Source organism: Sulfurivirga sp. (assembly GCF_015490265.1).
In the GTDB taxonomy this organism is placed as follows: Bacteria; Pseudomonadota; Gammaproteobacteria; order Thiomicrospirales; family Thiomicrospiraceae; genus Sulfurivirga.
Genome location: NZ_WFYD01000052.1, coordinates 1 through 17,415 on the forward strand (window position 1 = coordinate 1; position 17,415 = coordinate 17,415).

The following is a 17,415-nucleotide window of genomic DNA, read 5'->3' on the forward strand; positions in this document are numbered from 1 at the left end:
GGCGGATGCGCTGACCCGGCTTGATGCCGGCGGGAATCTTCACCTTGATGGTCTTGTTGCGGTGGCTCACCTGACCATAGGCGTCCGCCTCCGGCACCTGCAGGGTCAGGGTGCGCTCGGCACCATTGACCGCATCCTCCAGCGGAATGAGAATCTTGACGATCTGATCCTGCCCACGGGCACGGAAACCACCGCTGCGACGGCCGCCCTGACGAAAGCCGCCGCCGAACAGTGTTTCGAAGAAATCGCTGAAATCGTGAGCACCGCCGCCGGCGTAGCCCCCGCCGCCGAAGCCACCGAACTGCTGACCGAACATCTCCTCGAACTGGCTCGGGTCAAACTGCTGACCCTGCTCCCAGTTGCTGCCGAACTGGTCATACAGCTTGCGCTTCTCCGGGTCGGAGAGCACCTCATAGGCCTCGTTGATCTCCTTGAACCTGGCCTCATCCCCGCCCTTGTCCGGGTGGTGCTTGGCGGCCAGCCGGCGGAACGCCTTCTTGATCTCCGCCTCGCTGGCGTTGCGGTCCACCCCGAGAATCTTGTAGTAGTCCTTGTATTCCATTGCGCCTCCTCAGCCTCAAACAAAAAAGCCGGCGCGAGGCCGGCTCCGCACCCCTGATGGGATCAGCTTCCGGCCTCGCCGTCCTCCACGGTGATCTTGCGCGGCTTGGCCACCGACTTCTTCGGCACCACGATCACCAGCACGCCACGCTCGGTCTTGGCGCGGATGTTGTCGATATCCGCGCTCTCCGGCAGGCGGAAGCTGCGGTAGAAACGGCCATAGACACGCTCATACCGGCGCACGCCGCGCTCGTCCACTTCCTTCTGCGCCTTGCGCTCGCCGGAGATCTCCAGCAGGCCGTTCTCCACATTGATCTCAATGTCCTTGGGATCCACGCCGGGTACGTCCGCCTGAATCACATAGGCGTCCGGCGTCTCCTCAATGTCCACCGCAGGCACCCACTGCGCCTGCTGCAGGTCGCCCTCGCTCTGGGCCACCTGACCGACAAACTGCTCCAGTTCACGATTGAGCTGATTGAGAATGCTCCACGGTTGTACCACTCTGCTCATCGTCCACCTCCTTGATTCGATCGTTTTTCCGTCACGGCGTATATGGAGGCGGCGGCGAGATTTTCAAGAGAGCCAGTCCAGCCGCAGGCGCGCCCGTGCGTCAAACAGGCGGCGCTGACCCAGCCGCACCGCCAGAACGGCCCCCAGCGCCGTGGACACCACGATCAGCAGAATGATCATGATCTGATACTTGACCGCTTCCATCGGATCGGCACCGGCAAGGATCTGACCGGTCATCATGCCCGGCAGGGAGACCACGCCGGCGGCGGCCAGCATGTTGACCATGGGTGTGAGCGCCACCTGCAGCGCCTGCCGGCGCACGAATGTCATCGCCTGATGCGGCGGCTCTCCCAGCGCCAGCTGCGCCTCCACCGCCGCCCGCCGATCCCGCGCCTGCCGGGTCAGCTGATCCAGCGCCAGCGCCACCGCCGTCATGCTGTTGCCCAGTACCATGCCCAACAGCGGAATGGCATATTGGGGCGCATACCACGGACGGGGTTCCACCACGGTCACCAGCGTCAACACGGTGAGCACCAGCGCCGTCATGGACAGGGCGATCAGGCCGATGAGCAGGCTGCCGCCCCGGCGCAGCGGATGCTGCTGGCGCTTGTGCACCTCATATCCCGCCATCAGCAGCATGATGCCCCATACCAGCGCCACCCAGAAGAAAGTGCCCTGCGCGAACACCCAGCTGAGCCACACGCCCATCAACGCCAGCTGCAACCCCATGCGCACACCGTTGATCAGCAGCGTGCGGGTCTGCCCGAACCCTTCCAGCGCCAGCCAGCCGGCCGCCAGCAGAAACCACACGGACAGAAAGGCCAGATCCGTCCATTGCAGCACGATCATGTTTCCGTCATGCATCGTTCATCTTCCCTTCATGTGACGACGCATAATAATGGCACAGGCTCACACACGGATGCCGCAATGATCGACATCGAACAGCAGCTGCGTGCCCATCTGGGCGACAGGGTGGACACGCCTTCCGGGCGGATGATGGTGCGCCTGCTGCGCGCCCTGCTGCACGAGGAAGAGATCAACCGTTTCATTCAGGACAACCGCCACCTGCGCGGTTTCGCCTTTCTGGACCGGGTGCTGGATTACTTCGACTTCCATTTCCGCGTCGATCCGGAACAGCTTGCGGCCATCCCGCCACAGGGCCGGCTGATCATTGTCGCCAACCACCCCATCGGCTCGCTGGACGGGCTGGCGCTGCTGAAACTGGTGCGCATGGTGCGCCCGGATGTGCGCATCGTCGCCAATGAACTGCTCAACTACATCGAACCGCTGGGGAACCTGTTCATCCCGGTGGACAACATGCGCGAACGGGGCGCCGGCCATAAGAGCCGCTACAGAATCATGCTGGAAGCGCTCAGAAACGAACAGGCGCTGATCATCTTTCCGGCGGGCGAGGTCTCCCGCATCCGTCCCAACGGCGTGCGCGACGGCCGCTGGAAGGCCGGTTTCGTCAAGCTGGCGCTGAAGACGGGCGCGCCGGTGCAGCCCATCCTGGTAGAGGCGCACAATTCCCCCCTATTCTATGGCCTCTCCGCCCTCTACAAGCCGCTGGGCACGCTCATGCTGGCGCAGGAGATGTTCAACAAACGGCATCAGACCATCCGCTTCCATGTCAGCCTGCCCATCCCCGCCCGGGCGTTGCGGGAAAGCGGTCTGAGCCGCAAGACGCTGGCTCAGCGCATGCGTCGCTACACCTATCTGCTGCGCAAGCCGAAGAAGCTGAAGAAAAAGGCGCTGTTCCCCACCCTGTCGGCCATAGCCCCGCCCGTTGACCGTGAGGCACTCAAATCAGCCCTGGCGGATGCCCGGCTGCTGGGCACCACCGCTGACGGCAAGCGCATTCTGCTGTATGACTGGCAGGACGACAGCCCGGTGATGCGCGAGATCGGCCGCCTGCGGGAGCTGACCTTCCGCAGCGTGGAGGAAGGCACGGGCCAGTCGCTGGATCTGGACGAATTCGACCGTCACTACCGCCACCTGATCCTGTGGGACGAACGGGACGAGGAAATCGTGGGTGCCTACCGCATCGGTCACGGACCGGACATCATGGCAGAGCAAGGGGCGGAGGGTTTTTACAGCCACACGCTGTTTGAGTTCCTGCCCGAGCTGCAAAAGCGGCTGCCCCGGAGCATCGAACTGGGGCGCAGCTTCGTGCAGCCCCGCTACTGGGGCCGACGCAGTCTGGACTATCTCTGGTATGGCATCGGCGCCTACCTGAAGGCCCATCCCGAGATCCGCTGGATGTTTGGTCCGGTGAGCCTCAGCCGCGCCTATCCGGAGCAGGCCAGAGCGCTGATCGCGCTTTTTTATCAGACACAGTTTCCACCCGGCGCGCCCCTGGTGCGATCCCGACACCCCTTTGCCGTGCCCGACAACCTTCTCAGCCAGTGGCAACCCGCTTTCAGTAGTGACTATGCCACTGCCTTCAGGGCGCTCAACCGGGCGCTGGCCCAGCTGGGCGTGAAGGTGCCCACCCTCTACAAACAATATGCGGAAATCGCCCTGCCCGGCGGCTGCGAATACGCAGGCTTCAGTATTGATCCGGCTTTCAATGACTGTGTGGACGGATTGGTCATGGTGGACTGCGAACGGCTGGTGCCGAAGAAACGGGACCGCTACATGGGTGTCACCGGCACGCACAGCGTCTCGCAGGAGAGCGGCCGGGAGAAATGAAATCCCTGCAGATAGTCGATGTAGGGACGACGGAAGAAACCGGCCATGTGCTGATCCTCAATGCCCTCGAACACCACCTCGTAACCCAGGGTGTGCAGCTCGCGCGCCAGCCCCAGAATGATGCGCTCGTTGCGGGAATCCGTGCAGGCGGCCAGCGCCAGAGCACGGTCGAACTTGATGATGTCGGCCGGCAGATGCGCCAGATAGGAAATGGACGAATAACCGCTGCCGAAGTCATCTATGGCCACACGGAAGCCCATCTCCCTCAGACGCGAGAGCTTTTCCTGCGCCGCTTTCAGGTCCTGCACCAGCGTGCTCTCGGTGATCTCCAGCACGATCTTGTAGCGGTCGGTCAGCTCCGCCAGTGGTGCCAGCCACTCGAACAGCGCCTCATGCGCCAGCGCTTCAGGCGAGAGGTTAATGGACAGCCCCGACATCGGGCACCCCTTCTCATGCAACCGCTCACTGATCCTGTGAATCACCTGCGCATCAAAGGCCGCCTCCTGATGCAGACGGGACACCAGCGGCATGAACTCCGCCGGTGAAAGCTGCTGACCCGGCTCTGGCTCGAATCGGGCCAGCACCTCCACATAGCGCCATTCGCCGGTGCGCGCCTCCACCAGTGGCTGACCGTAAAGCTCCAGTCCCTCGCCGGTGCGGATCATGGCGCGAATCCGCTCCAGCTGCTCCGGGCTGGCCTGATCATCCCCTGCATGACGATCCGGGTCATATCGCTGCACCTTCTCGTCCAGCGTCAGCTTGGCGGCGCGCATGGCCTGAGTCGCCTGACGCAGCACCACATTGAACGGCAGCGCACTATACTCATCCACCCATACCCAGCCCGCACTCAGGCTGAGAGAAGCGCGGATGCCCAGATCCTCCAGGCGCCGTTCGGCAAAACGGGTCACGATATCCTGCAAACAGGCCGTTACCTGCTCCGGGGCAAAATCCTCTACGGGAAACAGCAGGGCAAACGTGTCAGCATGAAGGCGGTAGCTCTGATACCCGCCACCACAGAGCCCATTCAGCTCCACCGCCACCTTCTTGAGCACCCGGTTGGCCACCTCCGTGCCATAGGCTTCATTCAGGTCGCGGAACAGGTCGATGTCCAGCACCGCCAGCGCCACGGCATGGTGGGGTGCCCGTTCATAGCGCTGATGCCAGTGCTGCTCAAGCCCCAGCCGGTTGTGCAGACCGGTAAGAGAATCCACAAAGGCAATTTCGCGCAGGTGAGCGTTGGCCTCCTCCAGCGCACGGGTGCGCTCGGCCACCTGCTGCTCCAAGGACTGGTTGAGCGCATGCAGCGCCTGTGTCTGCCGGGTGAGCTCCTCCAGTGTGCGATTGGTCTGCTCGGCCACATAACGCACTTCCTCCGGTGCCGTGTCCACAACGGACATGCGCGCTTCCAGCTGACCGTGCCGGTAGGCGCGGAACGTCCGCGCCAGCTCGCCCATGGGCTTTACCACATGGCGGTTGAGGTAGAGATAGAGCCCCAGCAGAATGAAGAAGAAGATCACAAACGGAAGCAGCACCGCCACCAAGGCGCTGTTGAGGAAAGTGGTGTAGAAATCTGTGCTCACCGAGACCATGAGGCCGGCCTGCCGGTGATCCTGCACCCGCTCAGGCAATCTCACCCAGAAAGGCACGTACGGCTGCAGTCCCACTTCAAGCAGTGTCAACGGCTGCTGAACCGATGCAGGCGGATGCAACATCATGCGCACCGCCGGGCTGCCCAAGAGTTTTTCCAGCACCGGCATCGTATGGCCCGCCTCGGCCAGGCGGGAGATAAAGATCAGCTCCCCGGCCGGTTCACCAATGTCATAGTGCACCGTGGTGCGCGCGACGGCATAAAGGCCGGGGCGGTCGAATGCCTTGCGGAACAGCGGCTCTTCCGCAGACCCCTCGCGCACGAGAAAGTTGGCCTGGCCGACTTGCAGCTGGGCCAGCCAGCCGGGCAGACCAGTATCGTCGGCATAGTCGCCGGCACTGTTCCACCCCTGTCCATCATCGCTGATGAACACGGTGCCGGTCAGATCATACTGGCGGGCCAGCTGGGCCAGCGCCGGCGGGATGGCTCCTTCCCGGCCATTTTCAAGATAACTGCTCAATGCGCGGGTGTAGACCCGGCTGCCCACCAGTTTGTAGCGCATCAGCAGCCGCTCGGCCTCAAGCCATTTGTCCACCACCTGGGCCACATGCTGCTGTCCCTTGCTCAGCTCCACGTTCAGAATGCGGAACGCCTGATCCAGCTGAAAGGCCAGCAACAGAATCATCATCACCAGCAGCAGCAGAAAGATGCGGCGCAGACGGCTGATCAGGGTGTTTTCCGACAGCCAGCGGATCACCGGCCCCCCTCCCACTTGACCACCTGTCGGGCCGGCTGGGCGACAACGGGGCAACCGCGCCGGTCAGCATGCTGCATGCCGCCGCGCACCACGCCGACAACGTCATAGCCGTGATGGATGAGCCACCGTGCGGCAATGGGCGACTGACGCATGGTGGCGTCCGCCAGCAGTAGCGGGCGGTCCTTGGGAATGTCTGCCAGATGCTTTTTAAGCGCATACATGGGGATCAGGGTGCTGCCCGGCAGGAACAGCTGGCGGGAACGCAGCCAGGGCGGACGCACATCCAGCACGAAAAGATGCGGGTTTTTCAGTTGCTTCAGTATCTGGCGGCATCCCAGTTTGGGCACACGAATGGCCAGATAGTCCGGATTGACCCACATGGGATAGCCGAACTGCCGCCACTCCGGAATGCCGCCGCGGAACCAGTAGATATTCTTCAGCCCCCGTTTCAGTGCCGCTTCCACCGCATAACGGCTGTAATCACACTTGACCCCCATGCAGTAGAACACCTTGGGACGGTCATCCTCGGTGGAAAGCCTTGGGGTCGTGCCCACCTCATTGGCGGGAATGTTGGTGCTGCCCGGAATGTGCTGCAGCTCGAACTCGACGGGGCTGAGCGCATTGATCAGTTGCATGGGCAGGCCGCTGTCGAGCATCTCCTTGACCTCCGGCGCCGTGACGATGGGCACATCCGGCAAGCCCCCAGTCTCCGCCCGGAGAACAGACGGCAGGCTCAGCAGTATCAACAGGACAATGGAGATCAGACAGCGATGCAAGCGACAACTCCGGAATCAGGGATTCACGGAGTTTAGCCACGAAGAGGCGCGTTTTGAAATTAGCACTTTTTATGAGCCAATCAAATCAACATGCTCAATTTTTTTGATGAATGGAGGTGCCCGAGCCTGGCATCTCGCCCAGTGTTACTCTCTGATCCGGCGCAAGGCGTGTCCGCTGGGCAAGGTCATGACTGACCCACACCAGCGCACAGCCCTGATCGCGCAGGGCCAGCAGCCACTGCTCCACAATCAGGGTCGTCTCGGCGTCCAGATGACTGGTGGGTTCGTCCAACAGCAGCACGCACGGGCGACGCATGATACCGCGCAACAGTCCCAGCCGCTGCAGCTCCCCGCTGGAGAGGCGATCGACGGAACGGTGCAGATGCGCCTCGGTCAGTCCAAGCCGACTCAGCAGCGCCACATCCGGCGGAACATCGAAAGTCTCAGCCGGCGTGCTCGTCCACCAGGCGTACGTGGCGGGAAAATACATCACCTGCCGGCGCCAGTCGCACGGCGGCCAGTCGGTCTGAGGACGGCCATCCAGCCACACCTGTCCGTCATGGGGGTCCAGATCGGCCAGCGCCCGCAGCAGACGGGATTTGCCGCTGCCGGAGGGGCCGGTGATCAGCACCAGCTCACCTTCCGCCGCCGCAAAACTGACCGCCCGGCGCATGCCGCTCGCCCGCACCGCCTCGGCGCGGAACATTTACAGCGCCTCCAGCGGTGCCATGGCGGCCAGCAGCCATTTGCTGCCGCCCTGATCGAAATGCACCTGCACCCGTGTCTGCTCGCCACTGCCTTCCAGCGCGATGACGATGCCTTCGCCGAACTTGGCGTGACGCACCCGCTGACCGATGGCAAACAACGGGGTCTCCCCCATTTTTACCGGGTCGAAATCCGAGCGCCCGGAAAAACCGCCGGAAACCCCGGAAAAATCCCGTTCTGCGGCGGTTCTGCCGCCCAGACGCACCTCCTTCACGCATTCCGGCGGCAGTTCGGACAGGAAACGGGATGGCATGGGGTAGAGTTCGCGCCCCTGCCAGCGGCGCTTTTCGCACCAGCTCATCACCAGCTTTTTCTGCGCGCGGGTGATGCCCACATAGGCCAGCCGCCGCTCCTCCTCCAGCTTGACAGGATCGTCGATGGCCGACTGGGTGGGGAAGAGCCCCTCCTCCATGCCCACCATCATCACCAGCGGAAACTCCAGCCCCTTGGCAGCATGCAGGGTCATCAGCTGCACACAGGGCGTGTGGGCGTCAGCCTGATGCTCGCCCGCCTCCAGTGCGGCCCGGTTGAGAAAGGCTGTCAGCAGCGGCACGTCCTCGTCCTCCGGCTCCGGCCGGAACTGCTCGGCGGCGCTGATCAGTTCATTGAGGTTTTCCAGCTTGCTCTGGGCCTGCTCGGAGCGATCCTTTTCCAACTGCGCCTGCAGACCACTGCGGGCGATGACCTCGATCAGCTGCTGCGCCAGCGGCAGCTCGGCACAGGCACGCTCAAGCTCATCAATGAGCGCGAGAAAACCGGACACCGCCCCCCGGGCGCGGGCGCTGAGACCGTTTTCCACCAGCTGCCGGGCCGCCTGCCACAGGGACAGGCCATGCTGACGGGCGTGACGGCGGATCTGCTCCTGGGTGCGCGCACCGATGCCCCGCGGCGGGTTATTGAGCACCCGTTCGAAGCTGGCGTCGTCATTCCGGTTGACCAGCAGGCGCAGATAGGCGAGCACGTCCTTGATCTCCGCCCGCTCGTAGAACCGCAGGCCGCCATAGACCCGATAGGGAATGCGGTGACGCAGCAGCGCCTGCTCCAGCAGACGGGACTGGGCATTGGAGCGGTAGAGCACGGCGATCTCGTCACGGCTGCCGCCTTCTTCCAGCCAGTGCTCCACCTGTCGGCAGACGAAATCCGCCTCCTCCAGTTCATTGAAGGCGCGGTAGACCTCGATCGGCTCGCCTGCCTCGCCCGCCGTCCACAGATTCTTGCCCAGCCGACCGCTGTTGTGGGCAATCAGCGTGTTGGCCGCCTTGAGAATGGTGCCGGTGGAGCGGTAGTTCTGCTCAAGGCGCACCACACGAACATCGGCAAAATCCTCGGTGAAACGCTGAATGTGCTCCACCCGCGCGCCGCGCCAGCCATAGATGGACTGGTCGTCATCTCCCACCACGAACAGCCGGCCCGTGCCGCCGGCCAGCACCCGCAGCCAGGCATACTGCAGCGTGTTGGTGTCCTGAAACTCGTCCACCAGCAGATGGCGGAAACGCTGCTGGTAGTGGGCCAGCACCGCCGGCTGCTTCAGCCACAGTTCATGGGCGCGTAGCAGCAGTTCGGCGAAATCTACCAGCCCGCCCCGCGCGCACTGCTCCTCATAGGCGCGGTAGATGCGCAGCATGGTTTCAAGATACGGGTCGTGCCCCGGGTCGATATGGGCGGCACGGCGTCCCTCCTCCTTCTGGCCATTGATGAAGGAGACGGCCTGACGCACCGGCCATTGAGCCTCATCCAGCTCAAGCTCGCGCAGCAGCCGCTTGACCAGCCGCTTCTGGTCATCGGCGTCGATCACCTGAAAGTTCTCGATCAGCCCGGCCTCGCGCCAGTGCTGGCGCAACAGCTGATAGGCGATGCCGTGGAAGGTGCCGAGTGTCACCGACTGCGCCCGCGGACCGATCAGCGCCGCTGCCCGGGCGCGCATCTCGCCGGCGGCCTTGTTGGTGAAGGTGACCGCCAGAATGTTCCACGGCTGCACGCCACATCCCTCGATCAGCCAGCCGATGCGGTGGGTCAGCACCCGCGTCTTGCCGGAGCCGGCCCCGGCCAGCACCAGCGCGTGCACGTCCTCGGGCAGGGTGACCGCCTCCCGCTGCGCGTCATTGAGCGGATTTAACAGAAACGAAACATCCATCGGTTATTTTTAACACCGAGCTTGATTTGGCAGGAAGGGTGTGATAAAAATTCGCGAAATCCGTATGCCTGCTTCGCGTTTGCGCGTAGTATAGCCTACCGGCCGCAGGCCATTCCGAACACGCTCTCGAATCTCCCAGATCCCTGACGGCCTGAAGGCAGGCGCACAGAGGAGGGATGAACACATAAAACGAGGACAGAAACATGAGCGAGCACATTGTCAACGTCAACGACGACAATTTTGAAACCGAAGTGCTGCAGTCCGACCAGCCCGTACTGGTGGATTTCTGGGCCGAGTGGTGCGGTCCCTGCAAGATGATCGCCCCCATTCTGGACGAGATCGCCCAGGAATACGCCGGCAAGCTCAAGGTTGCCAAGGTCAACATTGACGACAACCCGTCCACACCGCCCAAGTATGGCGTGCGCGGCATCCCCACCCTGATGCTGTTCAAGAACGGCGAGGTGGAGGCGACCCAGGTGGGTGCGCTGTCCAAGTCCCAGCTGACCACATTCCTGGACGCCAACCTCTGATCCGACCTGCGGGGCATGCCCTGCCCCGCCGCTTTACCGCATCGACCCAGTTTCCCTTCTGCCGGCCCAAGTCCGGCGTGACATTCGATCCGACTCAACAGGAACCTGACGACAACCCATGAACCTGACCGACCTCAAGAAGAAATCCGTCTCCGAACTGCTCAAGATCGCCGAGGAACTGGGGCTGGAGAACCTGGCCCGCCTGCGCAAGCAGGACATCATCTTCGCCATCCTCAAGGCCAAGGCCGCGCGGGGCGAGGACATCTTCGGCGAAGGCGTGCTGGAAATCCTGCCCGATGGATTCGGTTTTCTGCGCTCCGCCGACAGCTCCTATCTGGCCGGCCCGGACGATCTCTATGTCTCTCCCAGCCAGATCCGCCGCTTCGGCCTGCGCACCGGCGACACCATCCAGGGCAAGATCCGCCCGCCCAAGGAGGGCGAGAAATACTTCGCCCTGCTGAAGGTGGAAAAGGTCAACTTCGAAGACCCGGAAGTGGCCAAGCGCAAGATCGCCTTCGAAAACCTCACCCCGCTGCATCCCACCCGGCGCATGAAGCTGGAACTGGGCAACGGCACCACCGAGGACATCACCCCGCGCATCATCGACCTGGCCGCGCCGGTGGGCTTCGGTCAGCGCGGCCTGATCGTTGCCCCGCCCAAGTCGGGCAAGACAGTCATCCTGCAGAACATCGCCCACTCCATCGAGCACAACTATCCGGACGCCTATCTGATCGTGCTGCTGATCGACGAGCGTCCGGAAGAGGTGACCGAAATGGAACGCACCGTGCGCGGCGAGGTGGTGGCCTCCACTTTCGACGAGCCGGCCCAGCGCCACGTGCAGGTGGCCGAGATGGTCATCGAAAAGGCCAAGCGGCTGGCCGAGCACAAGAAGGATGTCATCATCCTGCTGGACTCCATCACCCGTCTTGCGCGCGCCTACAACACCGTCGTGCCCGCCTCCGGCAAGATCCTCACCGGCGGCGTGGACGCCAACGCCCTGCACCGGCCCAAGCGCTTCTTTGGCGCGGCGCGCAATATCGAAGAGGGCGGCAGCCTGACCATTCTGGCCACGGCCCTGGTGGACACCGGTTCCAAGATGGACGAGGTCATCTTCGAGGAATTCAAGGGCACCGGCAACATGGAGCTGCACCTGTCGCGCCATCTGGCCGAGCGGCGCATCTTCCCGGCCATCAACATCACCAAGTCCGGCACGCGCAAGGAAGAGCTGCTGATGACCCCCGAGGAACTGCAGCACGTGTGGATTCTGCGCCGTTTCCTCGGCAACATGGAAGAGGCCGAAGCCCTCAACACGCTCATCGACCAGATGAAGCACACCAAGACCAACGCCGAACTTTTCATGGCCATGAAGAACACGGCCAAGTGATCGGCTTGCCACTGACGGCTTGCGCGGCTATAATTTCACGTTCGCCAAGTTTTAGACCCCAACACGACAGGCAGGAAAACACTATGAAAGAAGGCATTCATCCGGAATACCGGAAAGTGGTCTTTCAGGACATCGCCACCGGCGACACCTTTCTGACCCGTTCCACGGCTGCCGTACGCGCCAAGGACACCATCGAGCTGGACGGCAAGGAATATCCGCTGATCCGTGTGGAAATCTCCAGCGCCTCCCACCCCTTCTACACCGGCAAGCAGACGCTGGTGGACACCGAAGGCCGTGTGGAGAAGTTCCGCCAGAAGTACGGCATGGGCAAGTAACTCATACGAAACGCTCACGAAAAAGGGCCGCATGATGCGGCCCTTTTTCGTTTCTCTCCCCGCGCATTCGGCACGCTTTCTGCTACGATCTTTTCCATGAAGCTGCGCAGACCGATCCTTGCCGCCCTGATGCTGTGGCCGCTGCTTGCCGCCGCAGCCGACGATGACTGTCTGCCCGCCCAGCCCGACAAACTGGTGTGGAAGAAGGTGCAGTATGTCTCCAGCGGCAACAAACTGGTGGTGGACAATCACTATGTGATGCTGGAAGGCGTGGTGGCGCCGGAACGGGGACGGCCCAACAAGTGGAACCACCGCAGTGACGACCCGCTGGCGAAGCAGGCCAAGCTGTTTCTGCTCAGGCTGTTCGCCAACCATGACATGCAGGTGGGCATCGAGCATGACCAGAAACGTTACGACCGTTTTCTGCGCGAGCTGGGTCACCTCTACTACCGCGACGCACAGGGACGCCTGCACAGCGTGCAGCGGGCACTGCTCCGGGCCGGGCTGGCGCTGGCCGCCACCAACCCGCCCAACCTGAAGCATCAGAACTGCTACTACCGGGCAGAGAAGACCGCCCGCAAGGCGGTGCGTGGTATCTGGCGCATAGCCAAGCAGTACCCGGACCTCAAATATCCCATCATTCCCAGCAACAAAATCGCCGGCGACGATGAAGGCTACCGCATCGTGCGCGGTCCGGTCCGGCGCATCGTGTCCGTGCGGGGCTTCGAGGGCTTCAACCTGGACACCACCGGCATCCGCATTCCGGAAGAGGACTTCAGGCGCTACTGGAACAAGGGCATGCTGCGCCAGCTCAGAGGCAAAACCATCGAAGTGCGCGGCCGCCCCTACTTCGCCCTGGGACACATGTACATGGTGGTGCGCCATCCGAACGCGATCAATCTGCTCAACCCCGTCTATGACGCCGATGGCATAAAATAACGTCTTTTCACCACTCCGGAACACGCCTCATGACCCAGCTGAAGAACGACCGTTTTCTGCGCGCCCTGCTGCGCCAGCCCGTAGACCGCACCCCCGTTTGGATGATGCGTCAGGCAGGCCGCTATCTGCCCGAATATCGCGAAACCCGTGCCAAGGCCGGCTCCTTCATGGACCTGTGCCGCAACACCGAGCTGGCTACGGAAGTGACCCTCCAGCCGCTGCGCCGCTTTCCGCTGGATGCAGCCATTCTCTTTTCCGACATTCTCACCATTCCCGATGCCATGGGGCTGGGCCTGCGCTTCGAGGCCGGCGAAGGTCCGGTGTTCGACCGTCCCGTACGCAGCGCTGCCGATGTGGCCCGTCTCGGCGTGCCGGACATGGAAGACGATCTGGGCTATGTGATGGACGCCGTGCGTAGCATCCGCCAGGCACTGGACGGCGAGGTGCCGCTGATCGGCTTTTCCGGCAGCCCGTGGACGCTGGCCACCTACATGGTGGAAGGCGGTTCCAGCAAGACCTTCGGCCGGGTGAAGGCCATGATCTATGACGACCCGCAGACGGCCCATGCACTGCTGGGCGTTCTGGCGGATGCAGTGACCGAATATCTCAATGCCCAGATCCGTGCCGGTGCCCAGGCGGTGCAGATCTTCGACACTTGGGGCGGCGTGCTCACCGGACGGGACTACCGCGAATTTTCGCTGGCCTACATGGCCCGCATCGTGGAAGGCCTGATCCGCGAGCACGAAGGCCGCCGCGTGCCGGTGATCCTGTTCACCAAGGGGGGCAGTCAGTGGCTGGAGGCCATGGCGGAAACGGGGGCGGATGCGCTGGGGCTGGACTGGACCACCGACATCGGTGAGGCACGCCGACGCGTGGGCGACAAAGTGGCGCTGCAGGGCAACATGGACCCGAGCATGCTCTACGCCTCACCGGCGCGCATCCGCGAGGAGGTGGAAACCATCCTGAGCCGGTTCGGCCCCGGCAGCGGTCATGTGATGAATCTGGGGCACGGCATCCATCCGGACGTGTCACCGGAGCATGCCGCCGCCTTCGTCAATGCGGTGGTGGAGCTGAGCCCCGCCTTTCACTGAGACGCATCGAAGCGGGCTTCGGCACGCACCTGCTGCAGGGTAGCCATGACTTCATCGGCGTAATCGAGCGCGGCCAGATAGCAGCGGTGCGCCTGCTCCGCCACCACGCCCCGCGGCAGCGTCACCTGATCTGCGGTTCCCATCTCCAGCGTGCGGATCAGCGCCAGCGCCTGACCACCCAGGCCATCACCCTCCAGCATGGCGGCCAGAATGCGTTTATGCAGGTTGAGTTCGCGCAGAATCTCCTCCAGCGGCCGCTTCATCAGCACATCCAGCAGGGAAAACAGACCGATGGTGTAATAGGCGTCCGGCGGCAGGCGGCGGTCCGCCTTGCCGAGACAGCGCACGAAATGACCCCGCGTGAGCGCCACGCGCACCACCTCCGGCACCTGCTCACCCAGCTCCGCCAGCACCAGAGACTCCAGCCACATCTTCAGGTCGCGCAGACCGATGCGCCGCAGCGCGTCCATGATGGACTGCAACGGCTCGTCGCCTTCCTTGAGGGTGCGGTTGGCCAGGCGCACCAGCTGCTCACTCAGGAACAGGTCCTGCTCAAGCAGCTGCTCAATCTGCTCCAGATGGACATTGGGGTCGTCCAGCGTGTTGAGCAGACGCAACACCTGAATCTGAGTCGGACGCAGCTGACGGGAGGATTCAATCTCGGGCTTCAGATAGAAGGGGCCGGTAAAGAAATCGCAGCCATAATGACGGCAGAAGCCGAACTGACGCTGATCTTCCACATGCTGGGCGATCAGCCGTCGTCCGTTCTTGAGTGGCGGCACGCCTTCCATGATCCGCTGTGGCGTCACCGCAGAAAGGTCGATGCCCACATGGGGCACCTTGAAGTCATCCAGCACAAGCGGCCGGCTGAAATCGTAGTTGAGCAGGGCGATGGGCAGATGATAGAGACGCAGCAGCTTGTAGAGATTGGCCCATTCCACACTGTGGAACAGACGCCAGTCCACGCCAATGACCACACGGCGCGGCGGAAAGTGCCGCAGGAACGCCTCGGTCAGCGCTTCTTTCGGCAGCTCCAGCACCAGTGGCAGGCCGTGCCCCACCTTGCGCCAGGGAATTTCCTGCACCAGCTGCTCCAGCCGGTGGAGCACATCATCCATCTCCGCGGGTTTGACATCAGCACGGCCGGGCACCTGGCCGACAAAGCCACCCATGTAGGCGACCACTGCACCATTACCGGCAAAGATGGGGCGGCGGGAGAAAAAAGGCCGCTGACTGAGCTGCATCAACATGTCAATGCGAACCTTGCGGAATTTTTGAATAGCGGCATTGTCTCAGAAAGAGCAGGGACAATACAACAGCAAAGAGTCCCGCCTCCATAATGGCGGCCGCGTGAGGCGGTCCCAATCCCCAGCGGACACAAGGAAACGGTCACTCGACCGGCTTGTATTCCTCCGGCAGCGCTACCTCTTCATCACCGAACAGGAACTTCTCCATTTCTTCCTGCAGAAACTTGCGCGCCTTGGGGTCAAGGCTGGAGAGGCGGTATTCGTTGATCAGAATGGTCTGATGCTGCAGCCACTGTTTCCACGCCTCCTTGGAGACATGCTCATACACCTTCTGACCCAGCGGCCCCGGAAACGGGGGGTGATCCAGCCCTTCCAGCTCCTGCTTGAGCTTGACGCAGTGCACCTTGCGACTCATGTTCGACCTCCTTGAGAATGCGTTTGACCGGCGCGGGAATGCCGGCGGCCAGCGCCTCGTCAAGCGGCCACCAGCGCCCGCACGCCGCAGGTTCAACCGCGTCACTATGCCACACCCACGACGTGATATCCAGATGGAAGTGGGTGAAGGTATGTCGGAAGGTGGCCAATGCCTCACCCCGTGGCACTTCCGTTTCCGGCAACGTCCACAGCCCGCCCCACAGGCCTTCGGACGGACGCTGCACCAGCCACACACAGCCATCGTGCAGCTGCACCTGCCAGTTGACCGTGCGCACGGGCAGCGTCCTGCGTGGCCGTGGTGTCGGCAGTTCATCTGTTCGATCTTCCCGCCGGGCAATGCAGTCAGCGGCAAAGGGGCAACGCGCACAGTCGGGGCGGGCACGGGTGCAGACCGTCGCACCCAGATCCATCTGCGCCTGGGTGTAGTCCGGCATCACGCTTTCATCCTGCGGCAGCAGCCGCTCCGCCAGCGCCCACAGCCGCTGCTCTACCGCCCGCTCGCCCGGCCAACCCTCGATGCCGAACAGGCGACACAGCACCCGTTTCACATTGCCGTCCAGAATCGCTTCACGCCGGCCATACGCCTGCGCCACGATGGCTGCGGCGGTGGAGCGACCAATGCCGGGCAGCGCCTCCCAGCCGGCCCGATCCTGCGGAAAACCGCCCTGTGCCATGATCTGCCGCGCGGCCCGGTGCAGATTGCGTGCCCGGGCGTAGTAGCCCAGCCCCTGCCACAGGGCGAGCACTGCATCCGGCTCGGCATCCGCCAACGCCTCCACCGAGGGCAGGGCCGCCATGAAGCGCTCGAAATAGGGCACCACCGTCCGCACCTGCGTCTGCTGCAGCATGATCTCCGCCACCCACACCCGATAGGGCGTGCGCGGCTGCTGCCAAGGCAGATCGTGCCGCCCATGTTCGGCATACCATGCCAGCAGCCGGGACGCAAAGCCTGTTTCCAACGGGGTCTCCCCCATTTTTGCCGTCACAGTCTCAAACCACCCTGCGAAAACGCCATTCTATCCCGCCTGAAGCGCATTTCTGACGCCGCATGACGGGGTCTCCCCCATTTTTACAGGCTCGTCGCCCGGCCGGCCCGCGCCGCGGCCGGAAAAACGGCCCTATGCGCTATAATTTGAAGGTTTCCGCATCAGACAGGGCATTGGACCATGCAGATTACCGTCAATGGCGAGCCACGCGAGGTGAGCGAGGGCACCACCGCCGCCCAGCTGGTGGAGCAGCTGGGGCTGACCGGCAGGCGCATCGCCATGGAGCGCAATGAGACCATCGTGCCCCGCAGCCGATATGACGAGACTGTGCTGAACGAGGGCGACCGCATCGAAATCATCCACGCCGTAGGAGGCGGCTGAACCATGAGCGCACAACAGGATACATTCCAGCTGGCCGGACGCACCTTTACCTCCCGCCTGCTGGTGGGCACGGGCAAATACAGGGACCTCGAAGAAACCAAAGCGGCGGTGGAGGCCTCCGGCGCCGAGATCGTCACCGTGGCCATCCGTCGCACCAACATCGGCCAGAACCCCGATGAGCCCAACCTGCTGGAGGTGATTCCGCCGGAAAAATACACCCTGCTGCCCAACACCGCCGGCTGCTTCGACGCCGAGTCGGCCATCCGCACCTGCCAACTGGCCCGGGAGCTGCTGGACGGCCACAA

At 63.0% G+C, this 17,415-nt stretch carries 17 protein-coding genes and 1 pseudogene; 8 read left to right on the plus strand and 10 right to left on the minus strand.

Translation table 11 applies throughout. The features are described from left to right. The 3 genes from F8K16_RS03525 to fetB form a co-directional block, all read right to left on the minus strand. Positions 1–562 (minus strand): DnaJ domain-containing protein (locus tag F8K16_RS03525; protein WP_294947012.1); only part of this gene is annotated, 562 nt, incomplete at its 3' end. Between the two features lie 62 nt (positions 563–624). Beyond that, positions 625–1,071 carry an Hsp20/alpha crystallin family protein gene (locus tag F8K16_RS03530; protein ID WP_294947014.1) on the minus strand — a complete coding sequence of 149 codons (447 nt, stop codon included), beginning with the start codon at positions 1,069–1,071 and terminating at the stop codon, positions 625–627. A gap of 63 nt (positions 1,072–1,134) precedes the next feature. After that, the gene (fetB, locus tag F8K16_RS03535) at positions 1,135–1,935 is read right to left on the minus strand and encodes an iron export ABC transporter permease subunit FetB (protein WP_294947017.1); all 801 of its coding nucleotides are present in this window, start codon (positions 1,933–1,935) and stop codon (positions 1,135–1,137) included. A 63-nt stretch (positions 1,936–1,998) separates the two neighbouring features. Between fetB and F8K16_RS03540 the strand changes: the two genes are divergently transcribed. Then, entirely contained in the window at positions 1,999–3,762 is a 1,764-nt protein-coding gene (locus tag F8K16_RS03540) for a lysophospholipid acyltransferase family protein (protein WP_294947020.1), read from the plus strand. On the opposite strand, the gene F8K16_RS03545 is transcribed toward F8K16_RS03540, so the two are convergent. The 4 genes from F8K16_RS03545 to uvrD all read right to left on the minus strand — a co-directional run bounded on the left by F8K16_RS03545 (position 3,705) and on the right by uvrD (position 9,782). Continuing rightward, on the minus strand, positions 3,705–6,107 hold the full coding sequence (locus tag F8K16_RS03545) for an EAL domain-containing protein (RefSeq protein WP_294947023.1): 2,403 nt from the start codon (positions 6,105–6,107) through the stop codon (positions 3,705–3,707). The two genes, F8K16_RS03540 and F8K16_RS03545, sit on opposite strands and share 58 nt — an antisense overlap. After that, a complete protein-coding gene (locus F8K16_RS03550; protein ID WP_294947025.1) occupies positions 6,104–6,883 on the minus strand; it encodes a rhodanese-like domain-containing protein in 780 nt (259 codons plus the stop codon). Before F8K16_RS03550 ends, F8K16_RS03545 begins: the two co-directional genes overlap by 4 nt. A 94-nt stretch (positions 6,884–6,977) precedes the next feature. Beyond that, positions 6,978–7,589: an ATP-binding cassette domain-containing protein gene (locus F8K16_RS03555; protein WP_294947027.1), complete on the minus strand. Its 612-nt coding sequence runs from the start codon at positions 7,587–7,589 to the stop codon at positions 6,978–6,980. Next, entirely contained in the window at positions 7,590–9,782 is a 2,193-nt protein-coding gene (uvrD, locus tag F8K16_RS03560; protein WP_294947029.1) for a DNA helicase II, read from the minus strand. A gap of 203 nt (positions 9,783–9,985) precedes the next feature. Between uvrD and trxA the strand changes: the two genes are divergently transcribed. The 5 genes from trxA (at position 9,986) to hemE (ending at position 14,061) form a co-directional block, all read left to right on the plus strand. Then, the gene (gene trxA, locus F8K16_RS03565; RefSeq protein WP_294947031.1) at positions 9,986–10,312 is read left to right on the plus strand and encodes a thioredoxin TrxA; all 327 of its coding nucleotides are present in this window, start codon (positions 9,986–9,988) and stop codon (positions 10,310–10,312) included. A gap of 118 nt (positions 10,313–10,430) precedes the next feature. Further along, positions 10,431–11,696, plus strand: a complete 1,266-nt coding sequence (gene rho, locus F8K16_RS03570; RefSeq protein WP_294947033.1) for a transcription termination factor Rho — start codon at positions 10,431–10,433, stop codon at positions 11,694–11,696. A gap of 83 nt (positions 11,697–11,779) precedes the next feature. Then, positions 11,780–12,031, plus strand: coding sequence for a type B 50S ribosomal protein L31 (locus F8K16_RS03575; RefSeq protein WP_294947035.1), 252 nt, complete (start codon positions 11,780–11,782; stop codon positions 12,029–12,031). Positions 12,032–12,127: 96 nt separating this feature from the next. Further along, positions 12,128–12,970, plus strand: coding sequence for a thermonuclease family protein (locus tag F8K16_RS03580; protein WP_294947038.1), 843 nt, complete (start codon positions 12,128–12,130; stop codon positions 12,968–12,970). Between the two features lie 29 nt (positions 12,971–12,999). Then, a complete protein-coding gene (gene hemE / locus F8K16_RS03585; protein WP_294947040.1) occupies positions 13,000–14,061 on the plus strand; it encodes a uroporphyrinogen decarboxylase in 1,062 nt (353 codons plus the stop codon). Here hemE and F8K16_RS03590 read toward each other — a convergent pair. The 3 genes from F8K16_RS03590 to mutY all read right to left on the minus strand — a co-directional run bounded on the left by F8K16_RS03590 (position 14,055) and on the right by mutY (position 16,702). Then, positions 14,055–15,311 carry an EAL and HDOD domain-containing protein gene (locus F8K16_RS03590; RefSeq protein ID WP_294947043.1) on the minus strand — a complete coding sequence of 419 codons (1,257 nt, stop codon included), beginning with the start codon at positions 15,309–15,311 and terminating at the stop codon, positions 14,055–14,057. The two genes, hemE and F8K16_RS03590, sit on opposite strands and share 7 nt — an antisense overlap. A gap of 139 nt (positions 15,312–15,450) precedes the next feature. Next, entirely contained in the window at positions 15,451–15,723 is a 273-nt protein-coding gene (locus tag F8K16_RS03595; protein ID WP_294947046.1) for an oxidative damage protection protein, read from the minus strand. Continuing rightward, on the minus strand, positions 15,629–16,702 hold the full coding sequence (gene mutY, locus F8K16_RS03600; protein ID WP_294947048.1) for an A/G-specific adenine glycosylase: 1,074 nt from the start codon (positions 16,700–16,702) through the stop codon (positions 15,629–15,631). The genes F8K16_RS03595 and mutY overlap by 95 nt, the downstream gene beginning before the upstream one ends. A 207-nt stretch (positions 16,703–16,909) precedes the next feature. On the opposite strand from mutY, the gene thiS reads away from it, so the two are divergent. Together thiS and F8K16_RS03610 are read left to right on the plus strand one after the other, a co-directional pair. After that, the gene (gene thiS / locus F8K16_RS03605; protein WP_294947050.1) at positions 16,910–17,110 is read left to right on the plus strand and encodes a sulfur carrier protein ThiS; all 201 of its coding nucleotides are present in this window, start codon (positions 16,910–16,912) and stop codon (positions 17,108–17,110) included. Positions 17,111–17,113: 3 nt separating this feature from the next. Next, a pseudogene (locus tag F8K16_RS03610) lies at positions 17,114–17,415 on the plus strand (thiazole synthase); the annotation flags it as partial.